The 17,841-nt window shown below is 62.1% G+C and carries 17 protein-coding genes; 16 read left to right on the top strand and 1 reads right to left on the bottom strand.

Features of this window, described 5'->3' with window-relative positions; translation table 11 throughout:
* The first annotated feature begins 378 nt into the window (after nucleotides 1–378).
* The 16 genes from rpsB to BM438_RS05495 all read left to right on the top strand — a co-directional run bounded on the left by rpsB (nucleotide 379) and on the right by BM438_RS05495 (nucleotide 16,638).
* Nucleotides 379–1,131, top strand: coding sequence for a 30S ribosomal protein S2 (gene rpsB / locus BM438_RS05570; RefSeq protein ID WP_054035183.1), 753 nt, complete (start codon nucleotides 379–381; stop codon nucleotides 1,129–1,131).
* Nucleotides 1,132–1,321: 190 nt separating this feature from the next.
* Nucleotides 1,322–2,203, top strand: a complete 882-nt coding sequence (tsf, locus tag BM438_RS05565) for a translation elongation factor Ts (RefSeq protein WP_028199372.1) — start codon at nucleotides 1,322–1,324, stop codon at nucleotides 2,201–2,203.
* A 217-nt stretch (nucleotides 2,204–2,420) separates the two neighbouring features.
* Nucleotides 2,421–3,134 (top strand): UMP kinase, encoded by a 714-nt coding sequence (gene pyrH / locus BM438_RS05560; protein WP_011488865.1) that lies wholly within the window; start codon nucleotides 2,421–2,423, stop codon nucleotides 3,132–3,134.
* A 100-nt stretch (nucleotides 3,135–3,234) separates the two neighbouring features.
* Complete coding sequence (frr, locus tag BM438_RS05555; protein ID WP_054035184.1) at nucleotides 3,235–3,795, top strand: ribosome recycling factor; 561 nt, start codon at nucleotides 3,235–3,237, stop codon at nucleotides 3,793–3,795.
* A gap of 64 nt (nucleotides 3,796–3,859) precedes the next feature.
* Complete coding sequence (gene uppS / locus BM438_RS05550; protein ID WP_028199369.1) at nucleotides 3,860–4,642, top strand: polyprenyl diphosphate synthase; 783 nt, start codon at nucleotides 3,860–3,862, stop codon at nucleotides 4,640–4,642.
* Nucleotides 4,636–5,457 (top strand): phosphatidate cytidylyltransferase, encoded by an 822-nt coding sequence (locus tag BM438_RS05545; protein ID WP_093633334.1) that lies wholly within the window; start codon nucleotides 4,636–4,638, stop codon nucleotides 5,455–5,457. Before uppS ends, BM438_RS05545 begins: the two co-directional genes overlap by 7 nt.
* 10 nt (nucleotides 5,458–5,467) lie before the next feature.
* Nucleotides 5,468–6,673, top strand: a complete 1,206-nt coding sequence (locus tag BM438_RS05540; protein WP_093633333.1) for a 1-deoxy-D-xylulose-5-phosphate reductoisomerase — start codon at nucleotides 5,468–5,470, stop codon at nucleotides 6,671–6,673.
* Nucleotides 6,674–6,680: 7 nt separating this feature from the next.
* Nucleotides 6,681–8,066 (top strand): RIP metalloprotease RseP, encoded by a 1,386-nt coding sequence (gene rseP / locus BM438_RS05535; RefSeq protein WP_093633332.1) that lies wholly within the window; start codon nucleotides 6,681–6,683, stop codon nucleotides 8,064–8,066.
* Nucleotides 8,067–8,133: 67 nt separating this feature from the next.
* The gene (gene bamA, locus BM438_RS05530) at nucleotides 8,134–10,446 is read left to right on the top strand and encodes an outer membrane protein assembly factor BamA (RefSeq protein WP_093633331.1); all 2,313 of its coding nucleotides are present in this window, start codon (nucleotides 8,134–8,136) and stop codon (nucleotides 10,444–10,446) included.
* Between the two features lie 74 nt (nucleotides 10,447–10,520).
* Nucleotides 10,521–11,057, top strand: coding sequence for an OmpH/Skp family outer membrane protein (locus tag BM438_RS05525; protein ID WP_171925998.1), 537 nt, complete (start codon nucleotides 10,521–10,523; stop codon nucleotides 11,055–11,057).
* A 107-nt stretch (nucleotides 11,058–11,164) separates the two neighbouring features.
* Nucleotides 11,165–12,268 (top strand): UDP-3-O-(3-hydroxymyristoyl)glucosamine N-acyltransferase, encoded by a 1,104-nt coding sequence (gene lpxD / locus BM438_RS05520; RefSeq protein ID WP_093633329.1) that lies wholly within the window; start codon nucleotides 11,165–11,167, stop codon nucleotides 12,266–12,268.
* Nucleotides 12,269–12,512: 244 nt separating this feature from the next.
* Complete coding sequence (gene fabZ / locus BM438_RS05515) at nucleotides 12,513–12,977, top strand: 3-hydroxyacyl-ACP dehydratase FabZ (protein WP_020065638.1); 465 nt, start codon at nucleotides 12,513–12,515, stop codon at nucleotides 12,975–12,977.
* Between the two features lie 94 nt (nucleotides 12,978–13,071).
* On the top strand, nucleotides 13,072–13,860 hold the full coding sequence (gene lpxA, locus BM438_RS05510) for an acyl-ACP--UDP-N-acetylglucosamine O-acyltransferase (RefSeq protein ID WP_093633328.1): 789 nt from the start codon (nucleotides 13,072–13,074) through the stop codon (nucleotides 13,858–13,860).
* A 3-nt stretch (nucleotides 13,861–13,863) separates the two neighbouring features.
* Nucleotides 13,864–15,033 carry a lipid-A-disaccharide synthase gene (lpxB, locus tag BM438_RS05505; RefSeq protein ID WP_093633327.1) on the top strand — a complete coding sequence of 390 codons (1,170 nt, stop codon included), beginning with the start codon at nucleotides 13,864–13,866 and terminating at the stop codon, nucleotides 15,031–15,033.
* Nucleotides 15,030–15,794: a ribonuclease HII gene (gene rnhB, locus BM438_RS05500; RefSeq protein ID WP_093633326.1), complete on the top strand. Its 765-nt coding sequence runs from the start codon at nucleotides 15,030–15,032 to the stop codon at nucleotides 15,792–15,794. Before lpxB ends, rnhB begins: the two co-directional genes overlap by 4 nt.
* Before the next feature lie 61 nt (nucleotides 15,795–15,855).
* Nucleotides 15,856–16,638 carry a TrmH family RNA methyltransferase gene (locus tag BM438_RS05495; RefSeq protein ID WP_093633325.1) on the top strand — a complete coding sequence of 261 codons (783 nt, stop codon included), beginning with the start codon at nucleotides 15,856–15,858 and terminating at the stop codon, nucleotides 16,636–16,638.
* Nucleotides 16,639–16,719: 81 nt separating this feature from the next.
* Here the strand turns inward: BM438_RS05495 and ppsR are convergent, their stop codons facing one another.
* Entirely contained in the window at nucleotides 16,720–17,535 is an 816-nt protein-coding gene (gene ppsR, locus BM438_RS05490) for a posphoenolpyruvate synthetase regulatory kinase/phosphorylase PpsR (protein ID WP_054035190.1), read from the bottom strand.
* Nucleotides 17,536–17,841: the final 306 nt, after the last annotated feature.

Here is a 17,841-nt window from a genome sequence, read left to right as displayed (position 1 = left end):
TATTGCAAGATTATCGCACCATATTCCCGCTGCCGCAGGGTTTTGCCACGGTTTTGCAATATGGTGGTGGGCGTATAGGCGCAACCCGCCTGCGGCAAACGGGAGCTACCGCGCAGGTTGAGTCGGCCGATAGTCACGTGCTATAATCTTTGGCTAAGTCGATCTCTGTCTTATTTTGTTGCTCTATTGGTCACTCTGATGAGCGCAAACTGACAGGAAAGGCGCCTCGTAGCGATAGTTGCCTGCGCTACAGGTAAGGCAGCACCAAGGCAGCAGACTCGCAAGCCGGCGCACCCAGGGTGTCCGTCGCGTTCAGCCAGAACGGCAGCGCGGCAGATACGGCAGCCGGCTTAAGACCCAACCCTCGCGGAGATTTTCATGGCAGTTACCATGCGTCAAATGCTGGAAGCCGGTGTCCACTTCGGTCACCAAACGCGCTTCTGGAACCCGAAGATGGCCCCCTTCATTTTCGGCCATCGCAACAAGATTCACATCATCAACCTCGAAAAGACGCTGCCGATGTACAACGACGCGCTGAAGTACGCGCGTCAACTGGCAGCGAATCGCGGCACGATCCTGTTCGTCGGCACGAAGCGTCAATCGCGCGACACGATCGCTGAAGAAGCACAACGCGCTGGCATGCCTTACGTCAACGCACGCTGGCTCGGCGGCATGCTGACCAACTTCAAGACGCTGAAGGTTTCGATCAAGCGCCTGAAGGACATGGAAGCATCGCTGGAAGCTGGCGAAACCGAACGCATGAGCAAGAAAGAAGCGCTCCTGTTCGAACGCGAAATGGCCAAGCTGCAAAAGTCGATCGGCGGCGTGAAAGACATGGGCGGTATTCCGGACGCGATCTTCGTGGTCGACGTCGGCTACCACAAGATTGCCGTTACCGAAGCGAACAAGCTCGGTATTCCGGTCATCGCCGTGGTCGACACGAACCACTCGCCGGAAGGCATCGACTACGTGATCCCGGGTAACGACGACGCTTCGAAGGCTGTCGCTCTGTACACGGCTGGCGTGGCTGACGCAATCGTCGAAGGCCGTGCTAACGCGGTCAACGAAGTGGTGCAAGCTGCTCGCGGTGGTGACGGCGACGAGTTCGTCGAGGTCAACTCGGAAGCGTAAAGCTGCCCCGTGTCCGGCAAAAAAGGGGGCTTTCTACAGGCCCCCTTTTTTTAAGCCGCGACAAAGTGGTGTGCTGTGAGTAGTGCTGAAACGTAGTCCGTAAAAAATACGTGCGACGTTGAAACGAATTCTTGCCGCCGGTATCGAAGTCCGGGCGGCGTGTGACAAGACGGAACTCAAGGAGCAAATGATGGCGGCAATTACCGCAAGCATGGTTGCAGAACTGCGCGCAAAGACCGACGCGCCGATGATGGAATGCAAGAAGGCGCTGACGGAAGCTGAAGGCGACATGGCGCGCGCTGAAGAGCTGCTGCGCGTGAAGCTGGGCAACAAGGCCAGCAAGGCAGCGTCGCGCGTGACGGCTGAAGGCGTGGTTGCATCGTTCATCGGCGGCAACGCTGGTTCGCTCGTCGAACTGAACTGCGAAACCGACTTCGTTTCGAAGAACGACGACTTCCTGGCATTCTCGAAGACGATCGCTGAACTGGTCGCCACGCAAAACCCGGCTGACGTCGCTGCCCTGTCGGCACTGCCGCTGGACGGCTCGACGGTCGACGCAGTGCGTCTGGCGCTGGTCGGCAAGATCGGTGAAAACCTGTCGATCCGCCGTTTCGTGCGTTTCGAAACCTCGAACAAGCTGGCAGCGTACCTGCACGGCACGCGTATCGGCGTGCTGGTCGAGTACACCGGCGCGGACGAGCAGGTCGGCAAGGACGTGGCAATGCACATCGCCGCCATGAAGCCGGTCTCGCTGTCGTCGGACGACGTCCCGGCGGATCTGATCGCCAAGGAGCGCAGCATTGCTGAGCAGAAGGCTGCTGAATCGGGCAAGCCGGCTGAAATCGTCGCCAAGATGGTCGACGGCAGCGTGCAGAAGTACCTGAAGGAAGTGTCGCTGCTGAACCAGACGTTCGTTAAGAACGACAAGCAGACGATCGAACAGATGCTGAAGGCTGGCAATGCGAGCGTGCAGAAGTTCGCGCTGTTCGTGGTCGGCGAAGGCATCGAGAAGAAGCAGGACGACTTCGCAGCTGAAGTGGCCGCTCAAGTCGCTGCTGCAAAGCAACAATAAGTATCGCTTAAGCTTCAGTTCGTACTGTTGGACCCGCGGCGGAGCAAGACTTTGCCGCGGTCGGCAGCGCCGCAAGGCTGCACGCGGGTGACCCTCGCGGCGCACGCCGCTGGCGGACCCCAGGGTTCGTCAATTTGGCGACGCTTGCCCGAATCAGCATTTCACCCCTACATTAGTCCCTTGTTGTTGCCCTGTTCTGCGCGATCTGGATACCTCTATGCCCACTGCCTATAAACGCGTCCTGCTCAAACTCTCCGGTGAAGCTCTGATGGGCGACGATGCCTTCGGCATCAATCGCGCGACCATCGAACGAATGGTAGCGGACGTGGCCGAAGTGGTCCGTCTCGGAACGCAGCTGGCCGTGGTGATCGGCGGCGGTAATATTTTCCGCGGCGTCGCGGGCGGCGCGGCCGGTATGGATCGCGCCACGGCTGACTACATGGGCATGCTGGCCACCATGATGAACGCGCTGGCGCTGCAAGACGCAATGCGCCACGCCGGCATCGAAGCGCGCGTGCAATCCGCGCTGCGTATGGACCAGGTGGTCGAGCCTTACATCCGCCCGCGTGCGATTCGCCAGCTCGAAGAAGGCAAAGTCGTGATTTTCGCGGCCGGTACCGGCAACCCGTTCTTCACGACCGATACGGCCGCCGCGCTGCGCGGTTCGGAAATCGGCGCGGAAGTCGTGCTGAAAGCCACCAAGGTGGACGGCGTTTATTCGGCCGATCCCAAGAAAGACCCGAGCGCGACCCGTTACACCACGATCAGCTTTGACGAAGCCATCGGCCGCAATCTGCAGGTGATGGACGCCACGGCGTTCGCGCTGTGCCGCGACCAGAAGCTGCCGATCCGGGTGTTTTCGATCGTCAAGCCGGGTGCGCTCAAGCGCATCGTACAAGGCGAGGACGAGGGCACCCTCGTCCACGTGTAAACTCTCGTTCACATAACGTGGGCTTTAACGCGAGCCCAGGCCGCCGCATAGTGCGCGCGCTGGCCGGCTCGCACCGTTTTGAAGGTTCGGAGGTTTAAAAATGTCTGTGGCTGATATCAGGAAGGGCGCTGAACAAAAGATGCAGCGTTCCATCGACGCGTTCAAGAACGACCTGTCGAAGATCCGCACGGGCCGTGCACACACGGGCCTGCTCGATCACATCCAGTGCGATTACTACGGTTCGCCGGTGCCGATTTCGCAGGTCGCGAATCTGACGCTGATCGACGCACGCACGATCGGCGTGCAGCCGTGGGAAAAGAAGATGGTCCAGGTCGTCGAAAAGGCGATCCGCGAGTCGGACCTCGGTCTGAACCCGGCTACGCAAGGCGACGTGATTCGCGTGCCGATGCCCGCGCTGACCGAAGAACGCCGTCGCGAACTGACCAAAGTGGTCAAGAGCGAGGCAGAAACGGCCAAGGTCGCTGTGCGTAACCTACGTCGTGATGCAAACGAGCAACTGAAGAAGCTCGTGAAAGACAAAGAAATTTCTGAAGATGACGAGCGCCGTGCAGGTGACGACGTTCAGAAACTGACGGACAAGTTCGTCACGGAAATCGACAAGCTTGTAGTGACCAAAGAAGCCGAGATCATGACGGTCTGAGGCCGGTTGGCTCAGCACCTTCAAGATCTCCACTTCTTTTTTTGCAGTCACTGTCCCGACGGCCATGACCTATACCAGCTCAACCGTGCGCGTGCCTGATGTCGCCGCGGTGCCGCGACATATCGCGATCATCATGGACGGCAACGGCCGTTGGGCGACCCAGCGCCGTCTGCCGCGCGTGGCCGGCCATACGCGCGGTGTCGACGCAGTGCGTGCGGCCGTCGAGGCCTGCGCCCGGCAGGGCGTCGAATACCTGACGCTCTTTGCCTTCAGCTCGGAAAACTGGCGCCGCCCGAATGACGAAGTGTCGTTCCTGATGCGCCTGTTCGTCACTGCGCTGGAGCGCGAGATCGGCAAGCTGCACGCGAACGGCATCCGTCTGCGCGTAGTTGGCGATCTGTCCCGATTCGATACGCGCATTCGCGACCTGATCAAGCGCGCGGAAACCAAAACCGCGCGCAATACCCGTCTCACGCTCACCATTGCCGCCAACTACGGCGGTCGCTGGGACATCATGCAGGCCACCCGCAAGCTCGCCGAACAATCGGCGCTGGCGGGCAAGGCGGTCGAGGTGAACGAAGATTCGTTCGCCGAACACCTGTCGATGGCCTATGCGCCGGAGCCGGACCTCTTTATCCGCACCGGCGGCGAGCGCCGCGTCAGCAACTTCCTGCTGTGGCAACTCGCCTACACTGAGTTCTACTTCACCGACACGTTCTGGCCGGATTTCGACGCCGACGCGCTCGGCCACGCCATCGCATCCTACGCGGAGCGTGAGCGCCGCTTCGGCCGCACCAGTGCTCAACTCGAGCCGCAATCGCAGAACGTCGATTCGCTTCCATGCTAAAAACCCGTGTCATCACGGCGATCATCCTGCTGGCGATCTTCCTGCCGGTCACGCTGTTCGCGCCGGTGGGCGCGTTTGGCGCGCTGATCGCCTTCGTCGTCGTGTTCGCTGCGTGGGAGTGGGCGCGCCTGCTGAAGCTCGGCGGCGCGGGCCCGGTCATTTACGCGCTGGTCGCAGCGGTGGCTTTGGTCGCGAGCACGCGCCTCGGCACCGGCGTCGAGGAACCCCGGCCGCTCTTTCAGGCGGCCGCTATTTTCTGGGTGATCGCGGGGCCGTATGTGCTCCTGCGCAAGCCGGCCCTCGCGCAAGGCGCCTGGCGCGCGTTTCTCTTTCTTGCCGGCATTGTGGTATTTGTCGCGTGCTGGCATGCTCTCGTCGCCGCGCGCATGCAGGGCGTGGCCTTTGTGCTGTCGCTGCTCCTATTGGTATGGCTGGCCGATATCGGCGCATACTTCTCCGGAAAAGCTTTCGGAAAACACAAGCTGGCGCCTGCCATCAGCCCGGGTAAGACCTGGGAGGGCGCGATCGGCGGCTGGCTGGTGGTGATGATCGTCGCGGCGGCGGCGGTCTTTTTGCACGCGTTCGAGCCGACCCTGTATTCTGCGCTGCTGGCGCAATGGGGCGCCGTACGTACGTTGCTCGCACTGAGCCTGCTGGTGGCGTTCAGCGTGGTGGGCGACCTGTTCGAATCCATGATGAAACGCCAGGCCGGAGTGAAAGATTCAAGCGGCCTGTTGCCTGGGCACGGTGGCGTACTCGACCGCATCGACGCATTGTTGCCGGTGCTGCCGCTTGCCATGCTGCTGCTCGGCTAGAGAAAGAGATATGCAAAAACGTCTGACATTGCTCGGTTCCACGGGCTCGATTGGAGACAGCACGCTCGACGTCGTCGCGCGTCATCCCGAACGCTTTTCGGTTTACGCGCTTACGGCGCATCGCAACGGCGACAAGCTCGTCGAGCAATGCCTGCGCTTTCAGCCTGACGTCGCGGTAGTTGGCGATGCCGATACCGCTGCGCAGGTCGCGGCGAAGTTGCGAGAAGCCGGTTGCAAGACGGAAGTCACTTACGGCCCGCAAGCGCTCGTCGACGTGTCGAAGAGTGACAACTGCGATACGGTGGTGGCGGCGATTGTCGGCGCGGCAGGCCTCGCGCCGAGTCTCGCTGCTGCGCGCGCCGGCAAGCGTATCCTGCTCGCCAACAAGGAAGCGCTGGTCATGTCCGGCGCGATCTTCATGGACGCGGTGCGTGACAACGGCGCCGTGCTGCTGCCGGTCGACAGCGAACACAACGCCATTTTCCAATGCTTGCCGCGCGAAGCCGCACAGCATGGCGGTGTCTCGAAGATCATCCTGACCGCGTCAGGCGGTCCGTTCCGCACGCGCGAACCGGCCACGCTGGTCGACGTTACCCCGGACGAAGCCTGCAAGCATCCGAACTGGGTCATGGGCCGTAAGATTTCGGTCGACTCGGCCACGATGATGAACAAAGGCCTCGAAGTGATCGAGGCGCACTGGCTCTTCGATCTGCCGGGCGAGCGCATCGAGGTGCTGATTCACCCGCAAAGCGTGATTCACTCGATGGTGTCGTACGCTGACGGCTCGGTGCTCGCGCAATTGGGCAACCCCGACATGCGCACGCCGATCGCGCATGCGCTGGCATTTCCGGACCGCGTCGATTCGGGCGTGGCCCAACTGGATCTGCTGCAGGTCGCATCGCTGTCGTTCGAAAAACCGGATTACACGCGCTTTCCGTGTCTCGCGCTCGCCGTGAAGGCGCTGGCCGAGGGCGGTCTCGCGAGCGCGGCTCTCAACGCCGCGAACGAAGTCGCGGTGGAAGCGTTCCTGTCGCACCAGATCGGTTTCATGGCAATCGCTCAGGTCGTCGACGCTGTACTCAATGCGTTGCCGAACCGCAGCGCGCACGCGCTCGAAGACGTGATCGAAGCGGACGCGGCCGCACGCCGCGCCGCTGCCGACTTCATCGCGCGCCTGCCTGACGGCGCCCGTCGCACGGAACGCGCCGTCCAGTGAGGCGCCTATGAACCTGCTGATCGAACTGCTTGCCTTCGCGGTGGCGATTGGCGTACTCGTGGTTGTCCACGAGTACGGGCACTACAGTGTCGCGCGTTTGTGCGGCGTCAAGGTGCTGCGTTTTTCGATCGGCTTCGGCAAGCCGCTGTTCCAGTGGGTGAGCCCGAAGACAGGCACCGAATGGACGATTGCCGCGCTGCCGCTGGGCGGCTACGTGAAGATGCTCGACGAGCGCGAGACCGGCGGGGCGCCGATTCCCGCTGAAGCCTTGCCGCATGCGTTCAACCGGCAGTCGGTGTGGCGCCGTTTCGCGATTGTCGCGGCCGGGCCGGTCGCGAATTTCCTGCTCGCCATCGTGCTGTTCGCCCTCGTGTTCGCCACGGGCGTGACGGAGCCGGCGGCTGTGGTGGCCGCGCCTACGCCTAATACGCCGGCCGCGCTGGCCGGTTTCGACGGTGGCGAAACGATTGTTGCCGTGCGTGCGGAAAACGCTGGCGAATCCGAGCGAGTGCGTTCGTGGTCCGACCTGCGCTGGAAACTGCTGGGCGCGGCATTCGATCACAAGCGCGTCGTGCTGAGCGCAAAAGATGCACACGGCACCTCGGATTTCCAGCTGGATCTGCGTGGCGTCACCGAGAAAGACGTCGACGACGACTTCATGTCGCGCCTTGGTTTCGAGCCGGGTGGCGGCAAGCTGACCGTCGCCGGGGTGCAGCCGGGTAGCGCGGCGCAAAAGGCAGGCCTTGCGGTGGGCGACCGTCTGCGCGCGATCAACGGTATCCCGACCGACAATGCCACAGCCTTCATCGCTTATGTAAAATCGCACGCCGGCACGCCCGTAACGCTGCAGGTAGAGCGTGGCGGGCAAGCCTTGGGCAAGCTGGAAGACGTTCGCATCGTCCCGCAGTCGCAGCGCGATGACGCGACCGGGCAGCAGATCGGCCGTATCGGCGCGGAACTCGCTACCCAGGTGCCGTCGATCGACGTGCGTTACGGGCCGGTCGAAAGCTTGCAACTGGGCGCGCGCCGTACGTGGGATCTGGCTGTTTATTCGGTGCGGATGTTCGGACGGATGATCGTCGGCGAGGCTTCGCTGAAAAATCTTTCTGGCCCCGTGACGATCGCCGATTACGCAGGAAAGAGCGCACGTCTAGGTCCATCTGCATTCCTGTCGTTCCTGGCCCTTGTCAGTATTAGCCTCGGCGTACTGAACCTGTTACCAATTCCGGTATTGGACGGGGGTCATCTGTTATATTATTTGGTTGAAGCTGTAACCGGCAAAGTTGTCTCCGATCGCTGGCAACTCGTTTTTCAGAGGGCGGGTCTCGCCTGCATCGTCGCGTTGTCGGCGATTGCGCTGTTCAACGATCTGGCTCGTTTAATCCATTTTTAAAGTGTCTGGCGGCGTTCACGATGGCGACCGCCCGACCTGATGCAGCTATACACACTGGGGAAGCACGTTGTTTAAACCTCATCGCTTTGTTCCAAAGACGGTTATAGCCGCGGCGTTTGCCGCGCATGGGCTGGTTGCTCACGCAACGACGCCCTTCGTGGTGCAAGACATCCGGATCGAGGGATTGCAACGCGTCGAACCCGGTACCGTGTTCGCGTACCTGCCTATCAAGCAAGGCGACACCTTTAGCGACGACAAGGCTTCCGAAGCCATTCGCGCGCTGTACGCCACGGGCTTCTTCAACGACGTCAAGATCGCGACGGAAGGCAATGTCGTCATCGTGCAGGTGCTGGAACGTCCGGCCATCGGCACGATCGACTTCGCCGGCATTCATGAGTTCGACAAGGAAAACCTGACCAAGGCGCTGCGCGCGGTCGGTTTGTCGCAAGGCCGTTATTACGACAAGGCACTCGTCGACAAGGCCGAGCAGGAACTGAAGCGCCAGTACCTGACGCGTGGCTACTACGCCGCCGAAGTCACCACCACGATCACGCCGATCGACCGCAATCGCGTGTCGGTGCTGTTCTCGGTGGCTGAAGGTCCGAGCGCGAAGATCCGCCAGATCAACTTCATCGGCAATAAGGCGTTCAGCACGGGTACGCTGCGCGACGAAATGCAGTTGTCCACGCCGAACTGGTTCTCGTGGTACACGAAGAACGACCTGTACGCGAAAGACAAGCTCACCGGCGACCTCGAAAACGTCCGCTCGTATTACCTGAATCGCGGCTACCTCGAGTTCAACATCGAGTCGACCCAGGTGTCGATCACGCCGGACAAGAAGGACATGTATCTGACGGTCACGCTGCACGAAGGCGAGCCGTACACGATCAACAGCATCAAGCTGGCCGGTAACCTGCTCGACCGCGAGCCGGAGTTGAACAAGCTCATCAAGATCAAACCGGGCGACCGCTTCTCGGCTGAAAAGCTGCAAGCCACCACCAAGTCGATCGTCGACAAGCTCGGCGAATACGGCTATGCGTTCGCCACGGTCAACGCGCAGCCGCAGATCGATCAGGAACACCATAAGGTCGACCTGACGCTGCAAGTGGACCCGAGCCGCCGTGTGTACGTGCGCCGCATCAACGTGGTCGGCAACACGCGCACCCGCGACGAAGTGGTGCGCCGCGAAATGCGCCAGCTCGAAAGCTCGTGGTTCGATTCGAACCGCCTCGCGCTGTCGAAAGACCGGATCAACCGTCTCGGCTACTTTACCGATGTGGACGTGACCACGGTGCCCGTGGAAGGCACGCCCGACCAGGTCGATGTGGACGTCAAGGTGGCCGAAAAGCCGACCGGCGCGATCACGCTGGGCGCCGGCTTCTCGTCGACCGACAAGGTGGTGCTCTCGGCCGGCGTATCGCAGGACAACGTGTTCGGTTCGGGTACGAGTCTCGCGGTGAACGTGAATACCGCCAAGACGTACCGTACCTTGACGGTTACGCAGGTCGACCCGTACTTCACGGTCGACGGCATCAAGCGCATTACCGACGTTTACTACCGTACGTACCAGCCGCTGTACTACTCGACGGATTCGAGCTTCAAGATCGTCACGATCGGTGGCGACCTGAAGTTCGGTATCCCGTTCTCCGAAGTCGACACGGTGTACTTCGGCGCGGGCCTCGAGCAGAACCAGCTGGACGTCGACGCGAACACGCCAGCGTCCTATAAGCAGTACGTCACCGATTTCGGACGCGTTTCGAACAACGTGCCAATTACGGTGGGCTGGTCGCGCGACGCACGAGACAGCGCGCTGGTGCCGAGCCGCGGCTACTTTACGCAGGCGAACGCCGAGTACGGCACGCCGATCGGTGGCACGCAGTACTACAAGGCCGACATCAACGCGCAGTACTATTACTCGTTTTCGCGTGGCTTTGTGCTGGGCTTCAACTTCCAGGGCGGCTACGGTAAGGGCATGGGCGGTAAGCCGTATCCGATTTTCAAGAACTACTACGCAGGTGGTATCGGTTCGGTGCGGGGATATGAGCCTAGCTCGCTGGGTCCGCGTGACGCGACGACGAACGATCCGATCGGCGGCTCAAAGCTGCTGGTGGGTAACATCGAGTTGACGTTCCCGTTGCCGGGCACCGGGTATGATCGCACGCTGCGCGTGTTTACGTTCCTTGACGCAGGTAACGTCTGGGCGGACGCAAGCAGTGCCGCTACGTCGAACGGCGCGAACGGCCTGCGTTACGGCTACGGTGTCGGTCTTGCGTGGATCTCGCCGATCGGCCCGCTCAAGCTCAGCTTGGGCTTCCCGCTCACGAAGCACACGGGCGACCAGTATCAGAAGTTCCAGTTCCAGATCGGGACGGCATTCTGATCCGGCGGAGGGCGGCCCGGGCCTTTACGGGCGGCTTCCGGCGGTGGGCCCGGCCAAACTACAGTATCGAGAGGATGACTTTGCGAACCGGTATGTTTTCGAAACGTGTGGCTTGCGCGCTGGCGCTGGCAATGACGCTGGGTGTCGGCGTAGCAGGGGTCGCGCACGCCCAGGAAGCCAGGATCGCTGCGGTGAATTCGGACCGTATCCTGCGTGAATCGGCTGCCGCGAAGGCTGCACAGGTCAAGCTCGAGGCGGAGTTCGCCAAGCGCGACAAGGACCTGGCCGACATGGCGCAGAAGCTGAAGTCGATGTCCGACTCGCTCGACAAGAACGGTGCGTCGATGTCGGCTGCCGATCGCGCGCAGAAGCAGCGCGATCTGTCGCAGCTGGATACGGACTTTCAGCGCAAGCAACGCGAGTTTCGGGAAGACCTGAACCAGCGCCGCAACGAAGAACTGGCGGCGGTGCTCGACCGGGCCAACAAGGTGATCAAGCAGATCGCCGAGCAGCAGCACTACGACCTGATCGTTCAGGAAGCGGTGTACGTGAGCCCGCGCATCGACATTACCGATCAGGTGCTCAAGGCGCTGGCGGCCTCGGGTAACTAGCGCACACGCCGGGCACCGGCCGGGTTGCAGCGCAAGGCCGTAGAACCGACAAGTTGGACTGATTGTGCAGCAACCATCTCGCATGGGATCGGAGACAGAGGATAGGCATGGCATTTACGCTTGAGGACATCGTCCAGCGGTTCGGCGGTGAAGTAGTCGGAGAGGGTTCGCAGCGCGTCGGCAGTCTGGCGCCGCTCGACCAGGCAGGCCCGGACCAGCTGGCGTTCCTCGCCAATCCGAAGTACCTGTCGCAGGTCGAGACGACCCGTGCAGGCGCGGTGTTGATCAATGCCGACGACCTCTCGAAGCTCAGCTCCCTTACTGGCCGTAACTTCATCGTCACGCCGAATCCGTACGCTTACTTCGCGCGCGTCGCGCAGACATTCATCGACATGGCGGCGCCCAAGGCGGTGCCCGGTGTGCATCCTAGCGCGACGATCGACCCGTCGGCCCAGATTGCCGCAAGCGCGGTGATCGGTCCGCACGTCACGGTGGAAGCGGGCGCGGTGATCGGCGAAAACGTGCGTCTGGACGCTAACGTGGTGATCGGCCGCGGCACGCGTATCGGTGCGGGCTCGCATCTGTATCCGAACGTCGCGGTGTACTACGGCTGCAAAATCGGCGAGCGCGTGATTGTGCACGCCGGCGCGGTGATCGGTTCCGACGGTTTTGGCTTCGCGCCGGATTTCGTGGGTGAAGGTGACGCGCGTACCGGCAGCTGGGTAAAAATTCCGCAGGTCGGCGGCGTGTCGATCGCGGCGGACGTCGAAATCGGTGCGAACACCACCATCGACCGCGGCGCCATGGCCGACACGATCATCGAAGAGTGCGTGAAAATCGACAACCTCGTGCAGATCGGCCACAACTGCAAGGTCGGCGCTTACACCGTGATCGCCGGCTGTGCGGGCATTGCGGGCAGCACCACGATCGGCCGTCATTGCATGATCGGCGGCGCGGTGGGGATCGCGGGGCACGTTACGCTGGCTGACTATGTGATCGTCACGGCGAAGTCGGGCGTCTCGAAGTCCTTGCTGAAGCCTGGCATGTACACCAGCGCATTCCCGGCGGTGAACCATGCCGACTGGAACAAGAGCGCTGCTTTGCTGCGTAACATCGATAAGCTTCGCGATCGTATCAAGGCGCTCGAAAATGCCGCTTCGGCAGGCAAGCCGGCCGGCGCGGCAAGCAATTCCGCAGGCGACGAAGCCTGAGACATAAGGCCGACCCGCAGGCAGACCCGCACGCCGACCCGCGGGTCAACCCGCACAACAATCCGCGGGCCAACCGGCCGGTACCGCGTAAAATAGCGGGCAAGCATCAGGAAGCAAAGTCGGTTGCCGTGACCGGGTGGCATGGCCGCCGGGTTTCGGCGAGCGCCGGCAGCACGCGTTACCAACCCACCTGCACCAGCATCCGCAGTCATCATCGCGCAGTCAATGCGTGAGTAGAAACACCATGAGCACCGAAAAAATCAATCTCGACATTCATAAGATTCTCACGCTGCTGCCCCATCGTTACCCGATCCTGCTGGTCGACCGGGTGCTCGAACTCGAGCCGCATAAGAGCATCAAAGCGTTGAAGAACGTGTCGATCAATGAGCCGTATTTCCAGGGTCACTTTCCGACCCGTCCGGTGATGCCCGGCGTGCTGATCCTCGAAGCGCTCGCGCAAACGGCAGCGCTGCTGACGTTTTCGGAAGAGCCGAGTGATCCGTCGAACACGCTGTATCTGTTCGTGGGCATCGACAACGCGCGTTTCAAGCGCGTGGTGGAACCGGGCGATCAGCTGATCCTGAACTGCACGTTCGAGCGTCATATGCGCGGCATCTGGAAGTTCAAGGCACGCGCCGAAGTGGATGGAGCCGTGGCGGCGGAAGCCGATCTGATGTGCGCGGTGCGGCACACGGACAAAGACGCTTGAAGCCGGTGTCCGGACGGTCAGTCGCTTATCCCAGGCGCTGCGCACTCCGGCTACGCCCATCCAGACAACGCAACAGAATCAGAAGCGAGGACGCATGAGCAGGATTCATCCCACTGCGATCGTCGAACCGGGCGCACAACTCGACGAATCCGTCGAAATCGGACCGTATGCCGTCGTCGGCGCACATGTGACGATCGGCGCACGGACCACGGTCGGTTCGCACAGCGTGATCGAAGGTCACACGACGCTCGGCGAAGACAACCGCATCGGCCACTATGCATCGGTCGGCGGCCGCCCGCAGGACATGAAGTACAGGGACGAGCCGACCCGGCTCGTGATCGGCAATCGCAACACGATCCGTGAATTCACCACGATCCACACCGGCACGGTGCAGGACTCGGGCGTCACTACGCTTGGCGACGACAACTGGATCATGGCCTACGTGCACATCGGCCACGACTGCCACGTCGGCAACAACGTGATTCTGTCGAGCAATGCGCAGATGGCCGGCCACGTGACGATTGGCGACCATGCGATTATCGGCGGCATGTCGGGCGTGCATCAGTTCGTGCGCATTGGTGCGCATTCGATGCTGGGCGGCGCGTCGGCGCTCGTGCAGGACATCCCGCCGTTCGTGATCGCTGCCGGCAACAAGGCCGAGCCGCACGGTATCAACGTCGAAGGTCTGCGCCGCCGCGGTTTCTCCGCGGACGCGATCTCGGCGCTGCGCTCAGCGTACCGCTTGCTGTACAAGAACGGCCTGTCGCTTGAAGAAGCGAAGGTGCAGTTGCGCGAACTCGCAACCGCAGGTGGCGATGGCGATGCGCCGGTACAAACGCTGCTCGCGTTTGTCGAAGCGTCGCAACGCGGCATCATCCGCTAACCGATGGCTTTGAACCCGAGTCCCCTGCGCGTCGCGATGGTGGCAGGCGAGCCGTCCGGCGACCTGCTGGCGGCGTCGCTGCTCGACGGCCTCGCGAGCCGTTTGCCCGCCGGCACCCAGTATTATGGGGTCGGCGGCCCGCGCATGATCGCCACGGGGTTCGACGCCCACTGGCCGATGGAGAAGCTGACGGTGCGCGGCTATGTCGAAGCACTGCGGCATATTCCAGAGATCCTCGGCATCCGCAAGGAACTGAAGCGCCAGTTGCTTGCGGAACCGCCGTCGGTATTCGTCGGCGTGGACGCGCCGGATTTCAATTTCGGACTCGAGCATCCGTTGCGCGACGCCGGTATTCCGACGGTTCACTTCGTTTGCCCGTCGATCTGGGCGTGGCGAGGTGGGCGCATCAAGAAGATCGCCAAGGCGGTCGACCACATGCTGTGCGTGTTTCCGTTCGAAACGGCGTTGCTGGAAAAGGCCGGCATCGCGGCCTCGTACGTGGGCCATCCGCTTGCCGACGAAATTCCTCTGGTACCCGATACGCTTGGCGCGCGCCGTACGCTCGGTCTTGCCGAAAGCGGCCCGATCATCGCGGTGCTGCCAGGCAGCCGGCGCTCGGAGATCGATCTGATCGGTCCGACGTTCTTTGCCGCGATGGAAATGATGCAGCACCAGGAGCCCAGTTTGCGTTTCGTGATGCCGGCGGCCACGCCCGCACTGCGCGAAATGCTACGGCCGCTGGTCGATGCGCATCCCGGTCTCGCGCTGACCATTACCGACGGCCAGGCGCAAATCGCCATGACGGCGGCCGATGCGATCCTCGTCAAGAGCGGCACGGTGACGCTGGAAGCCGCGCTGCTGAAAAAGCCGATGGTGATCTCGTATAAGGTGCCCTGGCTGACCGGCCAGATCATGCGCCGCCAAGGCTATCTGCCGTATGTCGGCTTGCCGAACATTCTGGCGGGGCGCTTCGTCGTGCCGGAAATTCTGCAGCACTTCGCGACGCCTCAGGCGCTCGCCGAAGCGACGCTGAAACAGTTGCGCGACGAGGCCAACCGGCGCACGCTGACGGAAATCTTCACGGAGATGCATCACGTGCTGAAGCAGAACACCGCGCAACGTGCAGCGGAAGTCGTGGCGAGCATCGTCGAAAAGCGGAAGGCGCGGCCGTGACTACCGCGCGCGCGCCACGCCGCAAGGCTGCGACCGTTGCTGGCGCGGCGGCGCGGCAGGTCGGTCTTGACTTCGAGACGCCGGACGACATCGTCTGCGGCGTCGACGAAGCAGGGCGCGGGCCGCTGGCCGGCCCGGTGGTCGCTGCGGCGGTGATTTTCGATCCGTCGAAGCCGATGATCCGCGGCCTCGACGATTCGAAAGCGCTCACCGCCAAAAAACGCGACGAGCTGTACGACAAGATCGTCGACCGGGCGCTCGCCTACTGCATCGCGTCCGCCAGCGTCGAAGAAATCGATACGCTGAACATCCTGCACGCCACCATGCTGGCGATGAAGCGGGCGGTCGAAGGCCTCTCGGTCGTGCCGACGCTCGTGAAAATCGACGGCAATCGCTGCCCGACGCTGAGCGTTCGCAGCGAGGCGGTGATCGGCGGCGACGCACTGATCAAAAGCATTTCGGCGGCGTCGATTCTCGCCAAGGTCACGCGTGACCGGATGCTGCTCGAATTGCATCAAACCTATCCGGTCTACGGTTTTAACGCGCATGCCGGTTACGGCACGCCGCAGCATCTCGCGGCGCTGCGTGAACATGGGCCCTGCGAGCATCATCGGCGCTCGTTCGCACCGGTGCGCGAAGCGCATCAGCGTTTCGGCACGGCGTTGAAACCACTGCCGGCGGGCGACATGATCGTCGTGTCCGGAACGCTCACCGACGCCATGCTCGACGACGACGCCTTCGGCGAACGCAGCGGCGCGTAAGCGCTGCGCGTTGTCCGGCGCGTCGCCCACTCTTTCCTCATTCTCACTGTCTGCGCTGCCTGTGAAAGCCATCACCTCGCGGGACAATCCGCTCTACAAGCGCCTCAAGGCACTGGCCGGCTCGACGCATCAGCAGCGTCGCAGCGGTCACGCGTTGCTCGAAGGGTTCCATCTCGCGAGCGCATATCTCGACGTCGCCGGGCAGCCGGAAATGTGCATTGTCACCGAGGGCGCGTTGCGCCACGACGAAGCGCAAGCCATCGTGTCGCGCATCGACGAGCACCGTATCGTTACGCTGCCCGATGCATTGTTCGGCCAGGTGTCGAACGTCGTGCACGGTGTCGGGATTCTGCTGCTGGTCGAAAAGCTCGATACACCGTTGCCGGAGAAGGTCGGAGAAACCTGCCTCGTGCTCGATGGCGTGCAGGACGCCGGTAACGTCGGTTCGATTCTGCGCAGCGCGGCGGCCGCCGGTATTCAGCAGGTATTTTGCGCGCCGGGCACCGCGTACGCGTGGTCGTCGAAGGTGTTGCGCTCAGGCATGGGTGCGCATTTCCTGTTGCAAATCCATGAGGATGTCGAGGCGCAGGCATTGATCGAGCGCCTCGCGGTGCCCATCGTCATTACGGATTCGCACGGTGCCGAGGCGATCTACGATTGCGACCTGAGCGGGCCGCTCGCGTGGGTGTTCGGCAACGAAGGGGCGGGCGTCTCGCAGACCTGGCGCGATGCGGTTTCGTTGCGGGTGACGATTCCTCAGCCGGGCGGCATGGAATCGCTGAATGTGGCGGCCGCCGCGGCTGTCTGCGTGTTCGAACAGTGCCGCCAGCAGCGCCGCGCGTGACAGTGCACTGACTTCAGGGCTGAGGCGATCTTCGCGGTCACCTCAGCATCCTGCTCGCACGCCGGTAAAACAGGCCACTGCTCAATAAGCCGGCCGATCCAGCTTGATCTCCTGCAGGATCGTCGTCGCGATCTCTTCGATCGACTTATGCGTCGACGACAACCACTTGACGCCTTCGCGCCGCATCATCGCTTCCGCCTCGTTGATCTCGTAACGGCAATTTTCCGGCGCGGCGTACTTGCTGCCCGGACGGCGCTCGTTACGGATCTCCGACAGCCGCTGCGGATCGATCGACAAACCAAACATCTTCTGCCGATGCGCCAATAGCGGCGTAGGCAGCTTGCCACGCTCGAAGTCTTCCGGAATCAGCGGATAGTTGGCCGCTTTCACGCCGTACTGCATGGCCAGATACAGGCTCGTCGGCGTCTTGCCGCTGCGCGACACGCCCACCAGAATCACGTCGGCATCGGCCAGATTGCGGTTCGATTGACCGTCGTCGTGGGCGAGCGAGAAGTTGATCGCCTCGATCCGGTTCTTGTATTCCTCGGTATCGGCGTTCTGGTGGCCGCGGCCCATCGCGTGGCTCGACTTGAGCTCCAGCTCCTGCTCGAGCGGCTCGACGAAGGTCTGAAACATATCCAGCACGAGCGCATTCGAACCTTTGACGATCTGATTCGACGCGCTGTCCACCAGCGTCGTGAAGACGATCGGACGGCGGCCGTCCTGCTGGATCGCTTCGTTGATCTTTTCTAGCGTGGCGTAGGCTTTTTCCGTCGAGTCGACGAAGGGCACGCGAACCAGGCGGAATTTCTGGTCGAACTGGGAGAGGATCGAATGCGCGAAGGTTTCGGCAGTGATCCCGGTACCGTCGGAGACGATGAATACGGTGGGCGGCATCAGTGGGGCTGGGGAACGTGAGCGAAAAAAAGCGCTCGAATGAAACATCGCTGCATGGATGCCGCTGCACGGTGGCTAACCGGGGATTGCAGCGGCGTCATGTCAGCGCGCCGTGGGCACCGCAATTGCGTCCGGAAGGTGGTGGGTCCTCGCGAGAGCCTCGCAGGGGCCAGTCAACCGGTCCGGGGCGCGATTCGAGGCGCAATTCTCGTCCGACTGTCACATTTTGAGAGTCGGCACGGTAGAATAGCGGCAACCTGTTGGATAAGCAATTGCAGGCGATTGGCGTCTAACTTACCGCGAACG

The sequence above is a fragment of the Paraburkholderia aspalathi genome, from assembly GCF_900116445.1.
GTDB lineage: Bacteria > Pseudomonadota > Gammaproteobacteria > Burkholderiales > Burkholderiaceae > Paraburkholderia > Paraburkholderia aspalathi.
The sequence above is the reverse complement of the archived record's forward strand: the minus strand, read 5'-3'. Positions and strand labels throughout refer to the sequence as shown.

What these genes read in the sequence shown, in the direction of transcription:
- rpsB (WP_054035183.1), top strand. Translation starts at nt 379, where the DNA reads ATGGCAGTTACCATGCGTCAAATGCTGGAAGCCGGTGTCCACTTCGGT.
- lpxD (WP_093633329.1), top strand. Translation starts at nt 11,165, where the DNA reads ATGGCATTTACGCTTGAGGACATCGTCCAGCGGTTCGGCGGTGAAGTA.
- uppS (WP_028199369.1), top strand. Translation starts at nt 3,860, where the DNA reads ATGACCTATACCAGCTCAACCGTGCGCGTGCCTGATGTCGCCGCGGTG.
- frr (WP_054035184.1), top strand. Translation starts at nt 3,235, where the DNA reads ATGTCTGTGGCTGATATCAGGAAGGGCGCTGAACAAAAGATGCAGCGT.
- pyrH (WP_011488865.1), top strand. Translation starts at nt 2,421, where the DNA reads ATGCCCACTGCCTATAAACGCGTCCTGCTCAAACTCTCCGGTGAAGCT.
- tsf (WP_028199372.1), top strand. Translation starts at nt 1,322, where the DNA reads ATGGCGGCAATTACCGCAAGCATGGTTGCAGAACTGCGCGCAAAGACC.
- ppsR (WP_054035190.1), bottom strand. Translation starts at nt 17,535, where the DNA reads ATGCCGCCCACCGTATTCATCGTCTCCGACGGTACCGGGATCACTGCC.
- BM438_RS05545 (WP_093633334.1), top strand. Translation starts at nt 4,636, where the DNA reads ATGCTAAAAACCCGTGTCATCACGGCGATCATCCTGCTGGCGATCTTC.
- fabZ (WP_020065638.1), top strand. Translation starts at nt 12,513, where the DNA reads ATGAGCACCGAAAAAATCAATCTCGACATTCATAAGATTCTCACGCTG.
- lpxB (WP_093633327.1), top strand. Translation starts at nt 13,864, where the DNA reads ATGGCTTTGAACCCGAGTCCCCTGCGCGTCGCGATGGTGGCAGGCGAG.
- lpxA (WP_093633328.1), top strand. Translation starts at nt 13,072, where the DNA reads ATGAGCAGGATTCATCCCACTGCGATCGTCGAACCGGGCGCACAACTC.
- BM438_RS05540 (WP_093633333.1), top strand. Translation starts at nt 5,468, where the DNA reads ATGCAAAAACGTCTGACATTGCTCGGTTCCACGGGCTCGATTGGAGAC.
- rseP (WP_093633332.1), top strand. Translation starts at nt 6,681, where the DNA reads ATGAACCTGCTGATCGAACTGCTTGCCTTCGCGGTGGCGATTGGCGTA.
- BM438_RS05525 (WP_171925998.1), top strand. Translation starts at nt 10,521, where the DNA reads ATGACTTTGCGAACCGGTATGTTTTCGAAACGTGTGGCTTGCGCGCTG.